General features: G+C 69.5%; 10 protein-coding genes. 4 read left to right on the forward strand and 6 right to left on the reverse strand.

What is annotated here, in order from left to right; all coding sequences use genetic code 11:
• Positions 1–66 precede the first annotated feature (66 nt).
• The 6 genes from PV396_RS21070 to PV396_RS21095 all read right to left on the reverse strand — a co-directional run bounded on the left by PV396_RS21070 (position 67) and on the right by PV396_RS21095 (position 8,027).
• Complete coding sequence (locus PV396_RS21070) at positions 67–1,080, reverse strand: LacI family DNA-binding transcriptional regulator (protein ID WP_319206699.1); 1,014 nt, start codon at positions 1,078–1,080, stop codon at positions 67–69.
• Entirely contained in the window at positions 1,080–3,371 is a 2,292-nt protein-coding gene (yicI, locus tag PV396_RS21075) for an alpha-xylosidase (protein ID WP_319206701.1), read from the reverse strand. The genes PV396_RS21070 and yicI overlap by 1 nt, the downstream gene beginning before the upstream one ends.
• Before the next feature lie 11 nt (positions 3,372–3,382).
• The gene (locus tag PV396_RS21080) at positions 3,383–4,207 is read right to left on the reverse strand and encodes a carbohydrate ABC transporter permease (protein WP_319206702.1); all 825 of its coding nucleotides are present in this window, start codon (positions 4,205–4,207) and stop codon (positions 3,383–3,385) included.
• Entirely contained in the window at positions 4,204–5,190 is a 987-nt protein-coding gene (locus PV396_RS21085; protein ID WP_319206704.1) for a sugar ABC transporter permease, read from the reverse strand. The genes PV396_RS21080 and PV396_RS21085 overlap by 4 nt, the downstream gene beginning before the upstream one ends.
• A complete protein-coding gene (locus tag PV396_RS21090) occupies positions 5,187–6,500 on the reverse strand; it encodes an ABC transporter substrate-binding protein (protein ID WP_319206706.1) in 1,314 nt (437 codons plus the stop codon). The genes PV396_RS21085 and PV396_RS21090 overlap by 4 nt, the downstream gene beginning before the upstream one ends.
• 123 nt (positions 6,501–6,623) lie before the next feature.
• Positions 6,624–8,027 carry an MFS transporter gene (locus tag PV396_RS21095; RefSeq protein ID WP_319206707.1) on the reverse strand — a complete coding sequence of 468 codons (1,404 nt, stop codon included), beginning with the start codon at positions 8,025–8,027 and terminating at the stop codon, positions 6,624–6,626.
• A gap of 83 nt (positions 8,028–8,110) precedes the next feature.
• Here PV396_RS21095 and PV396_RS21100 point away from each other — a divergent pair, with 83 nt between their 5' ends.
• The 4 genes from PV396_RS21100 to PV396_RS21115 all read left to right on the forward strand — a co-directional run bounded on the left by PV396_RS21100 (position 8,111) and on the right by PV396_RS21115 (position 13,960).
• The gene (locus PV396_RS21100; protein ID WP_319206708.1) at positions 8,111–9,082 is read left to right on the forward strand and encodes a LysR family transcriptional regulator; all 972 of its coding nucleotides are present in this window, start codon (positions 8,111–8,113) and stop codon (positions 9,080–9,082) included.
• Between the two features lie 448 nt (positions 9,083–9,530).
• On the forward strand, positions 9,531–10,316 hold the full coding sequence (locus PV396_RS21105; protein ID WP_319206710.1) for a hypothetical protein: 786 nt from the start codon (positions 9,531–9,533) through the stop codon (positions 10,314–10,316).
• A 186-nt stretch (positions 10,317–10,502) separates the two neighbouring features.
• Positions 10,503–12,698 carry a polysaccharide deacetylase family protein gene (locus PV396_RS21110; protein ID WP_319206712.1) on the forward strand — a complete coding sequence of 732 codons (2,196 nt, stop codon included), beginning with the start codon at positions 10,503–10,505 and terminating at the stop codon, positions 12,696–12,698.
• Positions 12,695–13,960, forward strand: coding sequence for an acyltransferase (locus PV396_RS21115; protein ID WP_319206714.1), 1,266 nt, complete (start codon positions 12,695–12,697; stop codon positions 13,958–13,960). Before PV396_RS21110 ends, PV396_RS21115 begins: the two co-directional genes overlap by 4 nt.
• Positions 13,961–14,000: the final 40 nt, after the last annotated feature.

The following is a 14,000-nucleotide window of genomic DNA, read 5'->3' on the forward strand; positions in this document are numbered from 1 at the left end:
CGCAGTTCCCCGCGCCCCTGAGGGTGATGGGGTGCGGGGAGTTGGTAAGTGACCGGAGTCCACGGGTCATGGGGCCGCTCGTGCCATTGTGCTCGCCCTTTCTGTCAGGCGGGGGGACAGCAGTGTCGACTCCGGGGGCTGGGTCGTGTTGTTCAGTTTTCTCATCAGGAGGTCCACGGCTCGTGTTCCCACCTCCGCCGACGGGATGGCGACCGAGGTGACGGGGACGGGCAGGGCCTCGGCCACGTCGTCCGGGCAGATCGCGGCGATGGAGAGGTCGCCGGGGACGCGCAGGCCGAGTTGTTCGAAGGCGTCGATCAGCGGCTCCAGGATCGCTTCGTTGTGGACGACGACCCCCGTCAACGCCGGGTGCTCGCGCAGGAGTTGCTCCGCGACCACCCGGGCCGCGGCCGGTGATGCCTCGCACGGGTGGACCGAGGACGACAGGCCGCCCCGGTCCGCCGCCGCCGTGAACCCCTGGACCACGCGCTGGGCGAACGCGGTCCGGCGTACGTACACCTCGGGCGGTGAGCCGACCAGGGCGATCACCCGGTGGCCCAGGCCCGCCAGCCGTTCCACGCACAGCTCGCCCGCCGCCTTGAAGTCCAGGTCGATACAGGTCAGGCCGGCCGGGTCCGAGGGAAAGCCGATCAGGACCGACGGCAGGTCCAGTGAGCGCAGCAACGGCAGCCGGGGGTCCTCGAGTTGGACGTCCATCACGATCAGCGCGTCCACGAGAGCGGTGTCCGCCACCCGGTGCAGGCCGGCCTCGCCCTCCTCCTGGGTGAGGAGCAGGACGTCGTGGTCGTGCCGGCGCGCGGCCGTCACCACCGACACCGCGAACTGCATCGCGACCGGGACGTGGATGCCGGTCCGCAACGGGATGACCAGTGCCAGTACGTTGGCTCTGTGGCTGGCCAGGGCCCGCGCGCCCGCGTGCGGGCGGTAGCCGAGTTCCTTGATGGAGCGTTCGATGCGCTGCCGGGTCTCCTCGGAGATCGGGCGCTTGCCGCTGAGGGCGTACGAGACCGTGCTCGGGGAGACCCCGGCATGTCGTGCCACATCGGTGATCTTCACCATCACTCGCCTCCCGACTCGAGGGATGACCCCGACTCCTTCGATCCCAGTTCCAGCGTCAGGAACCCGGTGCCCGCCTTCGCGCGCACCTCGCGGTTGCCCGCCGCCAGTCCCCACGGCGCCGACGGATCGCTGCACGACGCCCGCAGTGTGTCGCCCTCGCGGACGACCGTGAACGTCAACTCGCCTACCGGTACGGTCACTTGGGCGCCGCGCTCCATGCCGTACGCGTGCAGGGTGACATCGTCGGCGTACGCGTAGTCGGGGCGGTCGTCCACCGCGCCCACCGGGATCACCGACCCGGGGCGCACCAGCAGCGGCACGCTGTCGAAGCCGTGGCGCTCGCGTGTCCAGCGGGGGCCGGTCACCGTGCGGCCGGTCAGGAAGTGGGTCCACTCGCCCTCGGGGATGTAGTAGGAGACCTCGCCCTCGTCGCTGAACACGGGCGCGACCAGCAGGTCCGGGCCGAGCATGAACTGCCGTTCCAGATGGGCGCATCCGGGGTCGTCCGGGAACTCCAGGACCATCGCGCGCATCATCGGGACGCCCTCGGTGTGGGCGGTGCGGGCGGCCTCGTAGAGGTAGGGCATGAGGCGGAGCTTCAGGCGGGTGAAGAGCCGCAGTACGTCGACGGCCTCCTCGTCGAACAGCCATGGCACCCGGTAGCTGGAACTGCCGTGCAGACGGCTGTGGGAGGAGAGGAGGCCGAAGGCGATCCACCGTTTGAAGAGGGCCGGGCTCGGGGTGCCCTCGAAGCCGCCGATGTCGTGGCTCCAGTAGCCGAACCCGGAGAGCCCCAGGGACAGTCCGCCGCGCAGCGACTCCGCCATCGACTCGTACGTGGCCTCGCAGTCGCCGCCCCAGTGGACCGGGAACTGCTGGCTGCCGGCCGTCGCCGACCGCGCGAACACCACCGCCTCGCCTTCGCCGCGGTGCTTGCGCAGCACGTCGAAGACGGTCCTGTTGTAGAGGTACGTGTAGTAGTTGTGCATCCGCTCCGGGTCCGAGCCGTCGGCGAACTCCACGTCCAGCGGGACCCGTTCACCGAAGTCGGTCTTGAAGCAGTCGACGCCCTGGGCGAGCAGCGCCTCGAGTTTCGACGCGTACCAGTCGCGGGCGGCCGGGCTGGTGAAGTCGACCAGCGCCATGCCCGGCTGCCACAGGTCCCACTGCCAGACGCTGCCGTCGGGCCTGCGCAGCAGATGGCCGAGTGCCTTGCCCTCTGCGAAGAGCGGCGAGCGCTGGGCTATGTACGGGTTGATCCAGACGCTGATGTGCAGGCCCTTCGCCTTCAGCCGCTGGAGCATGCCTTCGGGGTCGGGGAACACCCGCGGGTCCCACTGGAAGTCGCACCAGTTGAACTCGCGCATCCAGAAGCAGTCGAAGTGGAAGACGGAGAGCGGCAGTTGGCGCTCGCGCATGCCCTCGATGAACGACGTCACCGTCTCCTCGTCGTAGGAGGTGGTGAAGGAGGTGGACAGCCACAGGCCGAACGACCAGGGCGGTGGGAGCGCCGGGCGGCCGGTCAGGGCCGTGTACTTGCGGAGGATGTCCTTGGGGGTCGGGCCGTGGATGACGTAGTACGTCAACTGCTGTGTCTCGGCGCTGAACTGGACCCGGGACACCGCCTCCGAGCCGACCTCGAAGGACACCCGGCCGGGGTGGTCGACGAAGACGCCGTAGCCCGCGTCCGTGAGGTAGAACGGGACGTTCTTGTAGGCCTGTTCGGTGGCCGTGCCGCCGTCGGCGTTCCACATGTCGACGACCTGGCCGTTCTTGACGAGCGGGCCGAAGCGCTCGCCGAGACCGTACACGCTCGTCCCCACGCCAAGACCGAGCTGCTCGCGCAGATAGTGGGCGCCGGTCGTCGCGTCCCGCATGATGCCCATGCCCTTGGGGCCGCTGCTGGTGAGGACACGGCCGTGGGCGAGGAAGTCGACGTGCCAGGGGCTGGTGCGGCCGAACCGGACGGAGAGGGTGCCGGAGGTGAGGGTGGCGTACTCATCGTCGTACTCGGTATGGGCCGTCAGGTCCTCCTTGCGCACCTCGAACTGGGGGCTCTGCGGCTGCTCGCCCTGGAAGTGCGTGAACGTGACGCCGATGACGTCGGGCATCGGGGCGTGGGCGCTGATCGTCACGACCGGTCCCTTCAGCAGGTCGCCGCGGTGGCGGATGGGCTGGGTCGGCGCGTGGATGTCCAACGTGCCGTCGACGTCCGTCACATCGAGCGCCGCGACCGGGTGGGCGGCGGTGACGCCCTCGCGCAGCAGCCAGTAGCCGTCGGTGAACTTCACGTGGGGGGTCCTTACTTGACGGCACCCACGGCGATGCCGCGAGTGAGAGTTCGCTGGAAGACGAGGAAGAAGACGAGGGCGGGCAACACACCGAGCAGGGCAGCCGCGTTGGTCATCGTGGCGTCCATCAGTCGCTGGCCCTGGAGGACACCGAGGGCCACCGACACCGTCTGGTTGTCATTGGAGATCAGCATCACCAGGGGGAGCAGGAACTCGTTCCAGGTCCAGATGAAGAAGAAGACGAGGAGCACACCGAGAGTCGGGCGGCTGACCGGGACGACGATCCGCCACAGCACCTGCCACTTGTTCGCGCCGTCGATGCGCGCGGCCTCGATGATCTCCCGTGGGAACTGGCCGAGCACCGAGGAGAGGAGATACGTGCCGAAGGCCGCCTGGATCACCGTGAAGACGATGATCACGCTCAACCGGGTGTCGTACAGGCCGACTTCCTTGCTCAGGTAGTACACCGGGTAGACCAGCGCCTCCTGCGGCAGCATGTTCGCGAGGACGAAGAAGGCCAGCACCCAGGTGCGACCCCTGATCCGGCCGATGCCGATCGCGTACGCGTTCAGTACGGACAGGACGGCCGCGAGGACCGCCACCGACCCGCTGATCAGCAGGGAGTTGACGAGTTTCCGCCCGAAGTCCACCCGCTCCCAGAAGTCCTTGACGCCGTCCAGGTAGAGGCCCTCGGGGAGGCTGAGCGGGCCGTTCGCGGAGTACTCGGCGGGTGACTTCACGGCGTTGACGGCGACGATCAGGAACGGTACGACCATGAACAGGGCCGCGAGGACGAGGGCGACGAGCACCGGGGAGCGGCGCAGGGCGGTCGTCATGCCCGTACCCCCTTCGGAGAGTCCTCGGCGTCCTCGGCCCGGGTCTGGAGCTTCAGGCCGACGAGTGAGACGGCGAGGATGATCACCGTGAGGACGGTGGAGACGGCGGCGCCGTAGCCGACCTGGGTCTTCTCGAAGAACGTGGTGAAGGAGAAGTACGACGGCACGTTGGTCGCGCCGCCCGGGCCGCCCTTCGTCAGGACGTACACCGCGCCGAACACCTTCAGCGCGGCGATCGTGCACCAGGTGAGGACCACGTAGGTCTCGGGGCGGATCTGCGGGAGCGTGATGTGCCGGAAGCGGCGCCACCAGCCGGCGCCGTCCAGTTCGGCGGCCTCGTAGAGCTGCGGGTCGACGCGTTGCAGTCCCGCCATGAAGACGACCAGTGGGAAGCCGAGCTGTACCCAGACCATCACGCCCATCACGCTGTAGAGCGCGATGTCCGGGTCGCCGAGCCAGTCCTGCTGCCAGGAGCCGAGGCCGACGGCCTTCAGCAGCTCGTTGAGCGAGCCGTTGTCGGGCGCGAGGATCCAGCTCCAGACGATGCCCGCGATCGCGATCGGCAGCACCTGCGGGAGATAGAAGCAGGCACGCAGCACCGCCGCCCAGCGACTCCCGAAGTGCTTGCCGACGAAGTCGAACAGGGCGGCGGCCAGGACCAGTCCGAGCACGGTGGGTACGGCCGCCATCGCCACCACCATGAACAGGCTGTGCCGGAACGACGCCCAGAACTCCGAATCGTCCAGCAGGTCACGGTAGTTGGCGAGCCCCGCCCATTCCGGGGAGCCCACGCCCCGCCAGTCGGTGAAGCTCACCCCGGTGTTCATCAGGAACGGCACGACGATCACGGCCAGGAAGGCGAGCACCCCGGGGAGGAGGAAGAGGGCATACGAGTCCTTGGCCCGGCGCCCCGAACTTCCCTGTTTCCGTGCGGAGTCGGCGACCCGGCCGTGCCTTCCGGCTCGCTCGGCGGTGGCCGTCATGTCTTCGGTACGCCCTTGTCGTAGGCCTCCTGCAACGCGTCGAGGACCGCGTCCGGCTTCTCGCTGCCCGTGATCAGCTTCTGGACCTCGGAGACGAGGACGTCGTAGAAGCCGGGGGCCGGCCAGTCGGGGTAGAAGGCGAGGCCGTCCCTGCCGGAGAGGGTGTTGAAGTCGGCGATCAGCGACTTGGCCTGCGGGTCGGTGATGGCGGCCGGGTCGGCGGCCACCGGGACCCCGCCCTTGTTGCCGAGCAGGTTCTGGATCTTCTCCGACATGGTGATGTCGATGAAGTCGTAGGCGAGTTCCTTGTTCTTGGCGCCCTTGGGCACGACCCACAGGTTGCCGCCGGAGCCGAGTGTGAGGCCGCTGTCGGGCCACAGGAACGTGCCCCAGTCGAACTTCGCCTCGCTCTTGAAGCGGCCGTACCACCAGCTGCCGGAGAACAGGATCGGGCTCTTGCCCTGGATGAAGGAGACGCCCGCGTCCTCCGCCTTCAGACCGCTGGAGTTCTTGCCGAAGTACCCCTTCTTCACCCAGTCGGCGAAGGTCTCGGCACCGTAGGTCCAGGCGGCATCGTGGAAGTCCGTCTTCCCCTTGTACAGCTCGTACTTGTCGACCCAGGCGCGGTCCGCCTTCGACAGGGCGAGCTGGTACAGGTACTGCTGGGCCGGGTACTCGGCGCCCGCGTCGGCCAGCGGGGTGATGCCGTCGGCGACGAACTTGTCCATCGTGGCGGTGAGTTCGGCGAACGAGGTCGGCTCGGCGATCCCGTGCTTCTTGAAGAGGTCCTTGTTGTAGAACACCATCGTGTACTCGGCGTAGTTGGGCACGCCGTACCAACTGCCGGAACCCATCACGCCGTTGGTGTCGTACTGGCTGGTGGTGCGGACACCCGCGCCGATCTTCTTGTCCCAGCCGCGCTTCGTCACCTCGGCGGTCAGGTCGGTGAGCAGGCCCTGGGTGGAGAGCAGGCCGGCCGTCGCATTGCCCTTGTTGTACTCCATCAGGTCGGGCGCGTCGGAGGAGTTGAGGACCATCGGGGCGGTCTTCTGGATCTGTTCGAAGCCCTTCTCCTCGAACTCCACCGTGACGCCCGGATGCGTCGCCTTGAACTCCTCGACGGCCGCCTTCCAGGCCTGCCCCATCGCACTGTCGGGGCCCTCGTAGTGCCACAGGCGCAGGGTCTTCCCGTCGGACGTCCCACTGTCCGAGCCTCCGCAGGAGGCCACGAGCAGGGCCCCGGTCAGGGCCCCCACCAGGGCTGTCGCCGTCTTCGTCCTACGCCTGCCATACCTTCTTGCCGTCAACATCCAGTGCCTCCGGGGGAGTCGGATGGATCTCGGTCACCGGTCGCGCGCCGGGGTCGTCGAACGGTTCGACGCGGGTCGTCGAAGCGCTTCGACGGGCGAAGGTATGTGTGGTGTGTGAACCAGTCAATGGGGCGTGCGTGAATTGGCCCGCCGGGCCGCGGTGAGCGACAGCAGCAGCGCGCTCGCCGCCGCCGCGAGCGGGACGCCGTACCCCGCCGTGGCCGACACCCGTTCCGTCACCCAGCCGCCGGCCGCCGAACCGGCGGCTATGCCGCCCAGGAGGCCGGTCACCGCGAGGGTCATGCCCTCGTTGAGACGGCCCTCAGGAGTCCGCTGCTGGACCAGCGTCATGTTCGTGATCATCGTGGGCGCGGTGGCCGTCCCGGCGATCAGCAGGGCTCCCGCGAGAACGAGGAGTGAGCCGGTCAGGGCGGCGGCGAGCAGGGGCAGTGACATCAGGACCGTCATCGCGGCCAGGCACCAGGGATGGCGCCGCTCGGCGGACCCGGCCGGGCGCAGCGCCCCGTACAGCAGACCGGCCGCACAGGATCCGGCCGCCTGGAGGGCGAGTACGGCACCGGCGGCGGCCCGGTGCCCCCGCTCGTCGGCGAAGGCGATCGTGACGACCTCCATCGACCCGAACACGGCGCCCGTGGCCAGACATACGGCGAGCAGCGGACGCATGCCGGGGGCGCGCGGCAACGACGTACCCCGCGTGTGAAGCCCTTCGACGCGGGGGCGGGCGGGCGGCTCGGTCGAGCGCTGGGCGGTGAAGAGGAGAACGCCGGTCACCAGCAGGACGACCCCGACGAGCGTGCCCGCCTCCGGGAACAACGCCCCGCACAGGAAGGACGCGAGTACCGGGCCCAGCATGAAACAGAGCTCGTCGGCGGCCTGTTCGAAGGAGTTGGCGGTGTGGAGTGCCTTCTCGTCGCCGTCCAGGAGATGGGCCCAGCGGGCGCGTGACATGCCGCCCGTGTTGGGGGTCGTGGCGGTGGCGGCGTAGGCGGCGAAGAGGGTCCAGTCGGGGGCGCCGTACCGCGCGCAGAGCAGCAGGGCGAGGGAGCCGAGGGCGGCAAGTGCCGTGGCCGGTACGGCGATTCGGGCCTGGCCGTGCCGGTCCACGAGCCGTGCGGTCCAGGGCGCGACCACGGCTGTCGCGGCGAGGCCGGTCGCGGTGACGGCACCGGCCAGGGCGTACGAGCCGCGCGACCCGGCGATCATGATGACCGCGCTCACGCTGAACATACCCATGGGGAGCCGGGCGATCAGGTTCCCGACGGTGAAGGCGCGGGCGCCGGGGTGGGCGAAGAGGTGGCGGTAGGGGCCGGGTGGGTGACGGTTGGCGGGGATGCGCCTGCGGGTTCGGGGGAGCGTGAAGAGGCGGTGGTTGGGGCCGGGTGGGTGGGGGTCGGCCGGGATGCGCCTGCGGGCGCGGGTGCGGGGGCTGAAGTCGGCGATGACCAGGGTGTCCTGGGTGACGGCGGACAATGGCTGGGAGCCCGCTCGGCGTGGTGGCTGCGGCATGCGTCCACCGTCGCCCGGGGTCGATCACCAGGTCCAACACCTGATCCGTGCCGATTGACGCATCCTGGTTGTAAGTTCGCCGGATGTCTGCCCCGAATCACCTCGACCCCCGTCTGCTGCGCGCCTTCGTCGCCGTCGCCGAGGAACTGCACTTCACCCGGGCCGCCGCCCGTCTCTATGTGGCCCAGCAGGCGCTGAGCCGTGACATCCGGCGGCTGGAACGGGAGTTGGGCGCCGACCTCTTCGTACGGTCGACCCGGCGGGTGGCCCTGTCGGCCGAAGGTGAGCGCCTGCTGCCGTACGCCCGGCGGGTGTTGGCGGCCCACGACGAGTTGCTTGCCGCGTTCGGGGAGGCCCGGCCGCTGCTGGTGGACCTCAACTCGCCGGGGCTGACGACCGGGCGGCGGGTGCTGCACCGGGCGCGTGAACTCGCCCCCGACCACGAGCTGATGGCCCGGTTCGAGAGCGGACTCACCTACGCGGCGGGCGAGTTGCTCGGGGGCCGGCTTGACGCGTCGTTCGGACGGTTCGCGGGCCTGGACCCGGTGCTACGGGCACAGCTGGACCAACAGCCCGTGCGCTACGAGCCCATGGCGGTCGTCCTGCCCGAGGACCACCGCTTGGCCGCGCTGACCGAGGTGCCGTTGGCCGCGCTCGCGGGGGAGACCGTGTACGCGGGGGCCGGAAACCCTCGTACCCCCGAGTGGACCGATCTCGCGCGTCGGCTTTTCCACGGGCGGGGGATCGAGATCGCGCCACCCGCGCCGCTCGCTGTGGGCGACGAGGAGTTCCAAAGGATCATGGCCAGGACGCGGACCCCGGTCCTCGCTGTCGTGGACTTCCCCGCCCTGCCCGGAACGGTGGTTCGACCGCTGGTCGACCCGGTTCCGCTGTCCCTCGTGTCGTTGGTGTGGCGGAAGGGTCTGGTCCACCCGGGATTCGACGCTCTTCGACGGGCCGCGGCCCAACTCGCGGACGCGGAAGGGTGGCTGCGGAGGCCTGTCGAGGGGTGGATTCCAGCCGCTGAGCACAACATCATTCAAGCTCACAAGTAACACATGGCAAACACTGGACCTTCACGTGCGCTACATTCGACTTCCCGGGTGCAGTATGACAAATGGGGGCGCTCGGATCGGATGGGGGTCCGATTCGAACATCGGTAGTACGAAAATCCCGGAATCGTACGCGCGCCCGAAAGGTTCCCGTGGGGGGATGTGCGTGCGAGTGAAAAAGTGGCGAGAAGACGCCCAGCCGGAGTGGTCCGACAGTGGTAACGGCGGCGGTTCCGAAGTCGGGGCCGTGTCCGGAACCCAGCAGCTGCCAGGAGTAACCCCGGGTAGCACCGGACCGGTACCCCGGCAGCGTCATGCCGGGGCACCGGCCCGCCCCGGAGGCAGAGGAGCCCACGCCCAGCCGCGCTCCAGCAGAGGCGGAGCCGGGCCGTCGCCCAGTGCCCCTTGGGAGAACGAGGCGGAGGCCGGTCACACCCACGACCCGCACGAGGTGACGGTCCAGCTCGACGGAGTGGGCCGGCAGCTGGACGAACTCCTCGTCCGGCAGGCCAAGGAGGGCCAGGACGCCGACGGCGTGGGTGCCGGTGACGGCCCCGTCTTCGTCGACGAGACCGGCCGCCGTAGCCGCCGGTACCGCAGGATTGGCATCGTCGTGGGCATCTCCTGCGCCGTGTACGCCGTCGTCATCGTCGCCACCCTCCTCTCCGGCAACTCGGACGCGCCCTGGCTGCCTGTCCCCGGCCAGCAGGACGAGCAGCCCGCCGGCCAGGTCGAGACGAGCCCGCTGCCCGCCGAGTCGGCCGAGCCGACGGACACGGCCGAGGCCACGCCGGGGGCCCCGGAGGCCTCGGTGAGCGCGGGGGCCACTCCTTCGTCGAAGGGGACTCCTGCCGCTGCCGCCGCCACGCCGGGCATGTCGCCCAGCGCCTCGAACCCGGGTACGTCCGTCGAGCCCCAGCCCTCGGTCAGCGCCAGCAAGCCGGAGCCGGGGACCACCACGCCCGAGCCGGAACCCGAACCGTCCGTGTCGGTGTCCAGTTCGCCGGAGCCGAGCCCTTCGGAGAGCACCGCTCCCTCGTCCGAGCCGTCTCCCTCGGTGTCCCCGGCCGGGGACGGCGGCACGGTCGCCGGCGGTCCCAGCGACCCGACCCCGATCGCCGAGAGCCCGGCCGAACCGAGCGCCACGCTCGCGAGCGGTGACGGCTACGGCGACGACGACCCGGCCGCCTCACCGACGTCGGCAACTTCGCCAACGACGGCGACCGTGACGGCTTAGCGGGCGCCCGACGAGCGCAGGCCGAGGCCGACCCGCTCGTTCCGCCCAGCAGAACCACATCCAGCAGAACGCCGAGCAGATCACCGTCTGTCTCTGTCGACTCCCTACTCGACTCGCAACTCTCCACTCGCGACTGCCGACTGTCGACCCCGTTCTGATCTCCTCGTCCCCGGAGAACAACCTCTGATGGCATCCCGCTCCCGCCGCCACGGCGCCTCGAACGGCGCCGGGGGCGCCGTCCGGCGCCGACGGCTGCCCATGCGTCTGCTGCTCCCCTCGCTCATCCTGCTCGCCCTGATGGCGATGCTGATGCTGCGCGGGTACGTGCACAGCGAAATCCTCGCCGACCACCGCATCCAGCCCGAGGCCTCCGCCGACCGGGTACCGGAGAAGATCCTGGAGGGCGGCCCGGTCATCGACACCAGAAGCGGCCGGACCACCAGCCTGAACGTCCCCGACCACCGGCTCGTCCTCACGTTCGACGACGGCCCGGACCCCGAGTGGACCCCCAAGGTCCTCGACGTCCTCAAGAAGCACCACGCGCACGCGGTCTTCTTCGTCACCGGGACCATGGCCTCGCGCTACCCGGATCTCGTACAGCGCATGGTCGAAGAGGGCCACGAGGTGGGGCTGCACACCTTCAACCACCCCGATCTCTCCTTCCAGTCGAAGAAACGAATCGACTGGGAGCTGTCGCAGAACCAGCTGGCGCTCGCCGGTGCGGCGGGCATCCGTACCTCGCTGTTCCGGCCGCCGTACTCCTCCTTCGCCGACGCCATGGACAACGAGTCGTGGCCGGTCACGGAGTACATCGGCAAGCGCGGCTACATCACCGTCGTCAACAACACGGACAGCGAGGACTGGCGCAAGCCCGGCGTCGACGCGATCATCCGCGAGGCCACCCCCAAGGGGGGCAAGGGCGCGATCGTCCTCATGCACGACTCCGGCGGCGACCGCCACCAGACCGTCGAGGCCCTCGACCGCTTCCTGCCCGACATGAAGAAGAAGGGGTACGCGTTCCGCAACCTCACCGAGGCCCTCGACGCGCCCAGCGCGCACACGCCGGTCGCCGGCGTCGAGCTGGCCAAGGGCAAGGCGTGGACATTCCTGGTGCAGGCCTCCGACGAGATCACCGGCGCGCTGGTCGTCGGTCTCGCGATCATCGGTGTGCTGGTGTTCACCCGGTTCGGCCTGATGCTGCTGCTCTCGGTCCTGCACGCCCGCCGCACCCGCCGACCCGACTTCAGCTGGGGCCCGCCGATCACCGAACCGGTGTCGGTGCTGGTGCCGGCGTACAACGAGGCCAAGTGCATCGAGGCCACCGTGCGTTCACTGATGCGCAGCGAGCATCCCATCGAGGTGATCGTCATCGACGACGGGTCCAGCGACGGCACGGCCCGCATCGTCGAGAACATGGGCCTGCCGAACGTACGCGTCGTGCGCCAGCTCAACGCGGGCAAGCCCGCCGCCCTCAACAGGGGTGTGGCGAACGCCCGTTACAACCTGATCGTGATGATGGACGGCGACACGGTCTTCGAGCCCGGTACCGTCCGCGAACTCGTCCAGCCCTTCGGTGACCCGCGCGTGGGCGCCGTCGCCGGCAACGCCAAGGTCGGCAACAAGGACTCCCTGATCGGCGCCTGGCAGCACATCGAGTACGTGATGGGCTTCAACCTGGACCGCCGGATGTACGACGTCCTGGGCTGCATGCCCACCATCCCCGGCGCGGTCGGCGCGTTCCGGCGCTCCGCCCTGAAGCGGGTGGGCGGGATGAGCGACGACACGCTCGCCGAGGACACGGACATCACGATGGCCCTGCACCGCGACGGCTGGCGGGTCGTGTACGCGGAGAACGCGCGCGCCTGGACCGAGGCTCCGGAGTCCGTCCAGCAGCTGTGGTCCCAGCGCTACCGCTGGTCGTACGGCACCATGCAGGCGATCTGGAAGCACCGCCGTTCCGTCGTCGAACGGGGCCCGTCGGGCCGCTTCGGCCGGGTGGGCCTGCCCTTCGTGTCGCTGTTCATGGTGGTGGCACCGCTCCTCGCCCCCCTGATCGACGTGTTCCTGCTCTACGGGCTGGTGTTCGGCCCGACCGGGAAGACCGTCCTCGCCTGGCTGGGCGTACTCGCCATCCAACTGATCTGCGCGGCCTACGCGTTCCGCCTCGACCGGGAGAAGATGACCCACCTGATCTCGCTGCCCCTGCAACAGATCCTCTACCGCCAGCTCATGTACGTCGTGCTGCTGCAGTCCTGGATCACCGCGCTCACCGGCGGCCGGCTGCGCTGGCAGAAGCTCCGGCGCACCGGGGTCGTCGGCTCGGCACCGGAAGCCGTACCGGCCGCCCGGACGAGCGGCGGCGACAGGAGGCCGGTGGCATGACCCAGCACCCCACGTCGGCCACGACGCCGACCGACGAACCGACGACCACACAGGCGTACGAGGTTCCACGGCAACCGACCACCGACGAGCCGCCCTCCGTGGTCGAGGCGCCCAAAGGGGCGAAGCCGGGCCGTGACCGCTACCTCGACCTGCTCCGCAGCATCGCCCTGGTCAGGGTCGTGGTCTACCACCTGTTCGGCTGGGCATGGCTGACGGTCGTGTTCCCGTCCATGGGCGTGATGTTCGCGCTCGCGGGTTCGCTGATGGCCCGTTCCCTGAAACGCCCCGCACTCGGGGTGATCCGGGGCCGGATCCGGCGCCTGCTGCCCCCGCTGTGGGTGTTCAGCGTCGTGGCGCTGACACTGATGTTCCTCGGCGGCTGGGACCCGGCCAAGGATCCCGACCACAGCGGCACCTTCGGCCTGGTCGAACTCCTCAACTACGTCATCCCGGTGGGCGCCCCGCCGTTCCCCTGGAGCATCGGCTCCAAGTCGGGCTTGCTGGAGAACACGTGGGCGGTGCAGGCCGCGGGCCCGCTCTGGTACCTGCGGGCATATCTGTGGTTCGTGGTCGCCTCGCCGCTGCTGCTGTGGGCGTTCCGCCGGGTCCCGTGGGCGACGCTGCTCGCGCCGCTGGCCCTGACGGCGGTCGTCGGTACGGGAGTTGTCACCATCCCCGGTGAGACGGGCAACGCGGTGACCGACTTCGCGGTGTACGGCGGTTGCTGGGTGCTGGGCTTCGCCCATCACGAGGGCCTGCTGAAGGAGATCCCGCGCTATGTCTCCGTGTCCTGCGCGGCCCTGCTCATGGCCTTCGGCATCTGGTGGGCCTCGGGCCACAAGGGCCCCGACGGCTGGGACCTGAACGACATCCCGCTGGCCCAGGCGATGTGGTCGTTCGGGTTCGTGGTGATCCTGCTCCAGTACTCCCCGTCGTGGCAGGAGCTGCCGGGCCGCCTGGCGAAGTGGGACAGGCTGGTCACGCTCTCCAACAACAGGGCCGTCACGATCTATCTGTGGCACAACCTGCTGATCATGGCGACGGTGCCACTGATCGACCGCCTGTACGAACTCCCGTTCATGACCGACGGAATGGTGTCCGCGCTGGACACGACGTACAACCTGTGGATGTTCGTCCTGGTCTGGCCCTTGATCGGCCTGACGATCCTGACTCTGGGCTGGGTCGAGGACGTGGCCGCCAAGAGGGGGGCTCGGTTCTGGCCGGACGGGGCGAAGCGCACGGGCAGGGGACGGCGGGGCTGAGCGACGGGGAGGGGGACGGGGAGTGGGACGGCCCGGCACC

The organism is Streptomyces sp. ME02-8801-2C (assembly GCF_033793965.1).
Taxonomy (GTDB): domain Bacteria; phylum Actinomycetota; class Actinomycetes; order Streptomycetales; family Streptomycetaceae; genus Streptomyces.

What these genes read in the sequence shown, in the direction of transcription:
- PV396_RS21115 (WP_319206714.1), top strand. Translation starts at nt 12,695, where the DNA reads ATGACCCAGCACCCCACGTCGGCCACGACGCCGACCGACGAACCGACG.
- PV396_RS21090 (WP_319206706.1), bottom strand. Translation starts at nt 6,500, where the DNA reads ATGTTGACGGCAAGAAGGTATGGCAGGCGTAGGACGAAGACGGCGACA.
- PV396_RS21100 (WP_319206708.1), top strand. Translation starts at nt 8,111, where the DNA reads ATGTCTGCCCCGAATCACCTCGACCCCCGTCTGCTGCGCGCCTTCGTC.
- PV396_RS21095 (WP_319206707.1), bottom strand. Translation starts at nt 8,027, where the DNA reads ATGCCGCAGCCACCACGCCGAGCGGGCTCCCAGCCATTGTCCGCCGTC.
- PV396_RS21070 (WP_319206699.1), bottom strand. Translation starts at nt 1,080, where the DNA reads ATGGTGAAGATCACCGATGTGGCACGACATGCCGGGGTCTCCCCGAGC.
- PV396_RS21080 (WP_319206702.1), bottom strand. Translation starts at nt 4,207, where the DNA reads ATGACGACCGCCCTGCGCCGCTCCCCGGTGCTCGTCGCCCTCGTCCTC.
- PV396_RS21110 (WP_319206712.1), top strand. Translation starts at nt 10,503, where the DNA reads ATGGCATCCCGCTCCCGCCGCCACGGCGCCTCGAACGGCGCCGGGGGC.
- PV396_RS21085 (WP_319206704.1), bottom strand. Translation starts at nt 5,190, where the DNA reads ATGACGGCCACCGCCGAGCGAGCCGGAAGGCACGGCCGGGTCGCCGAC.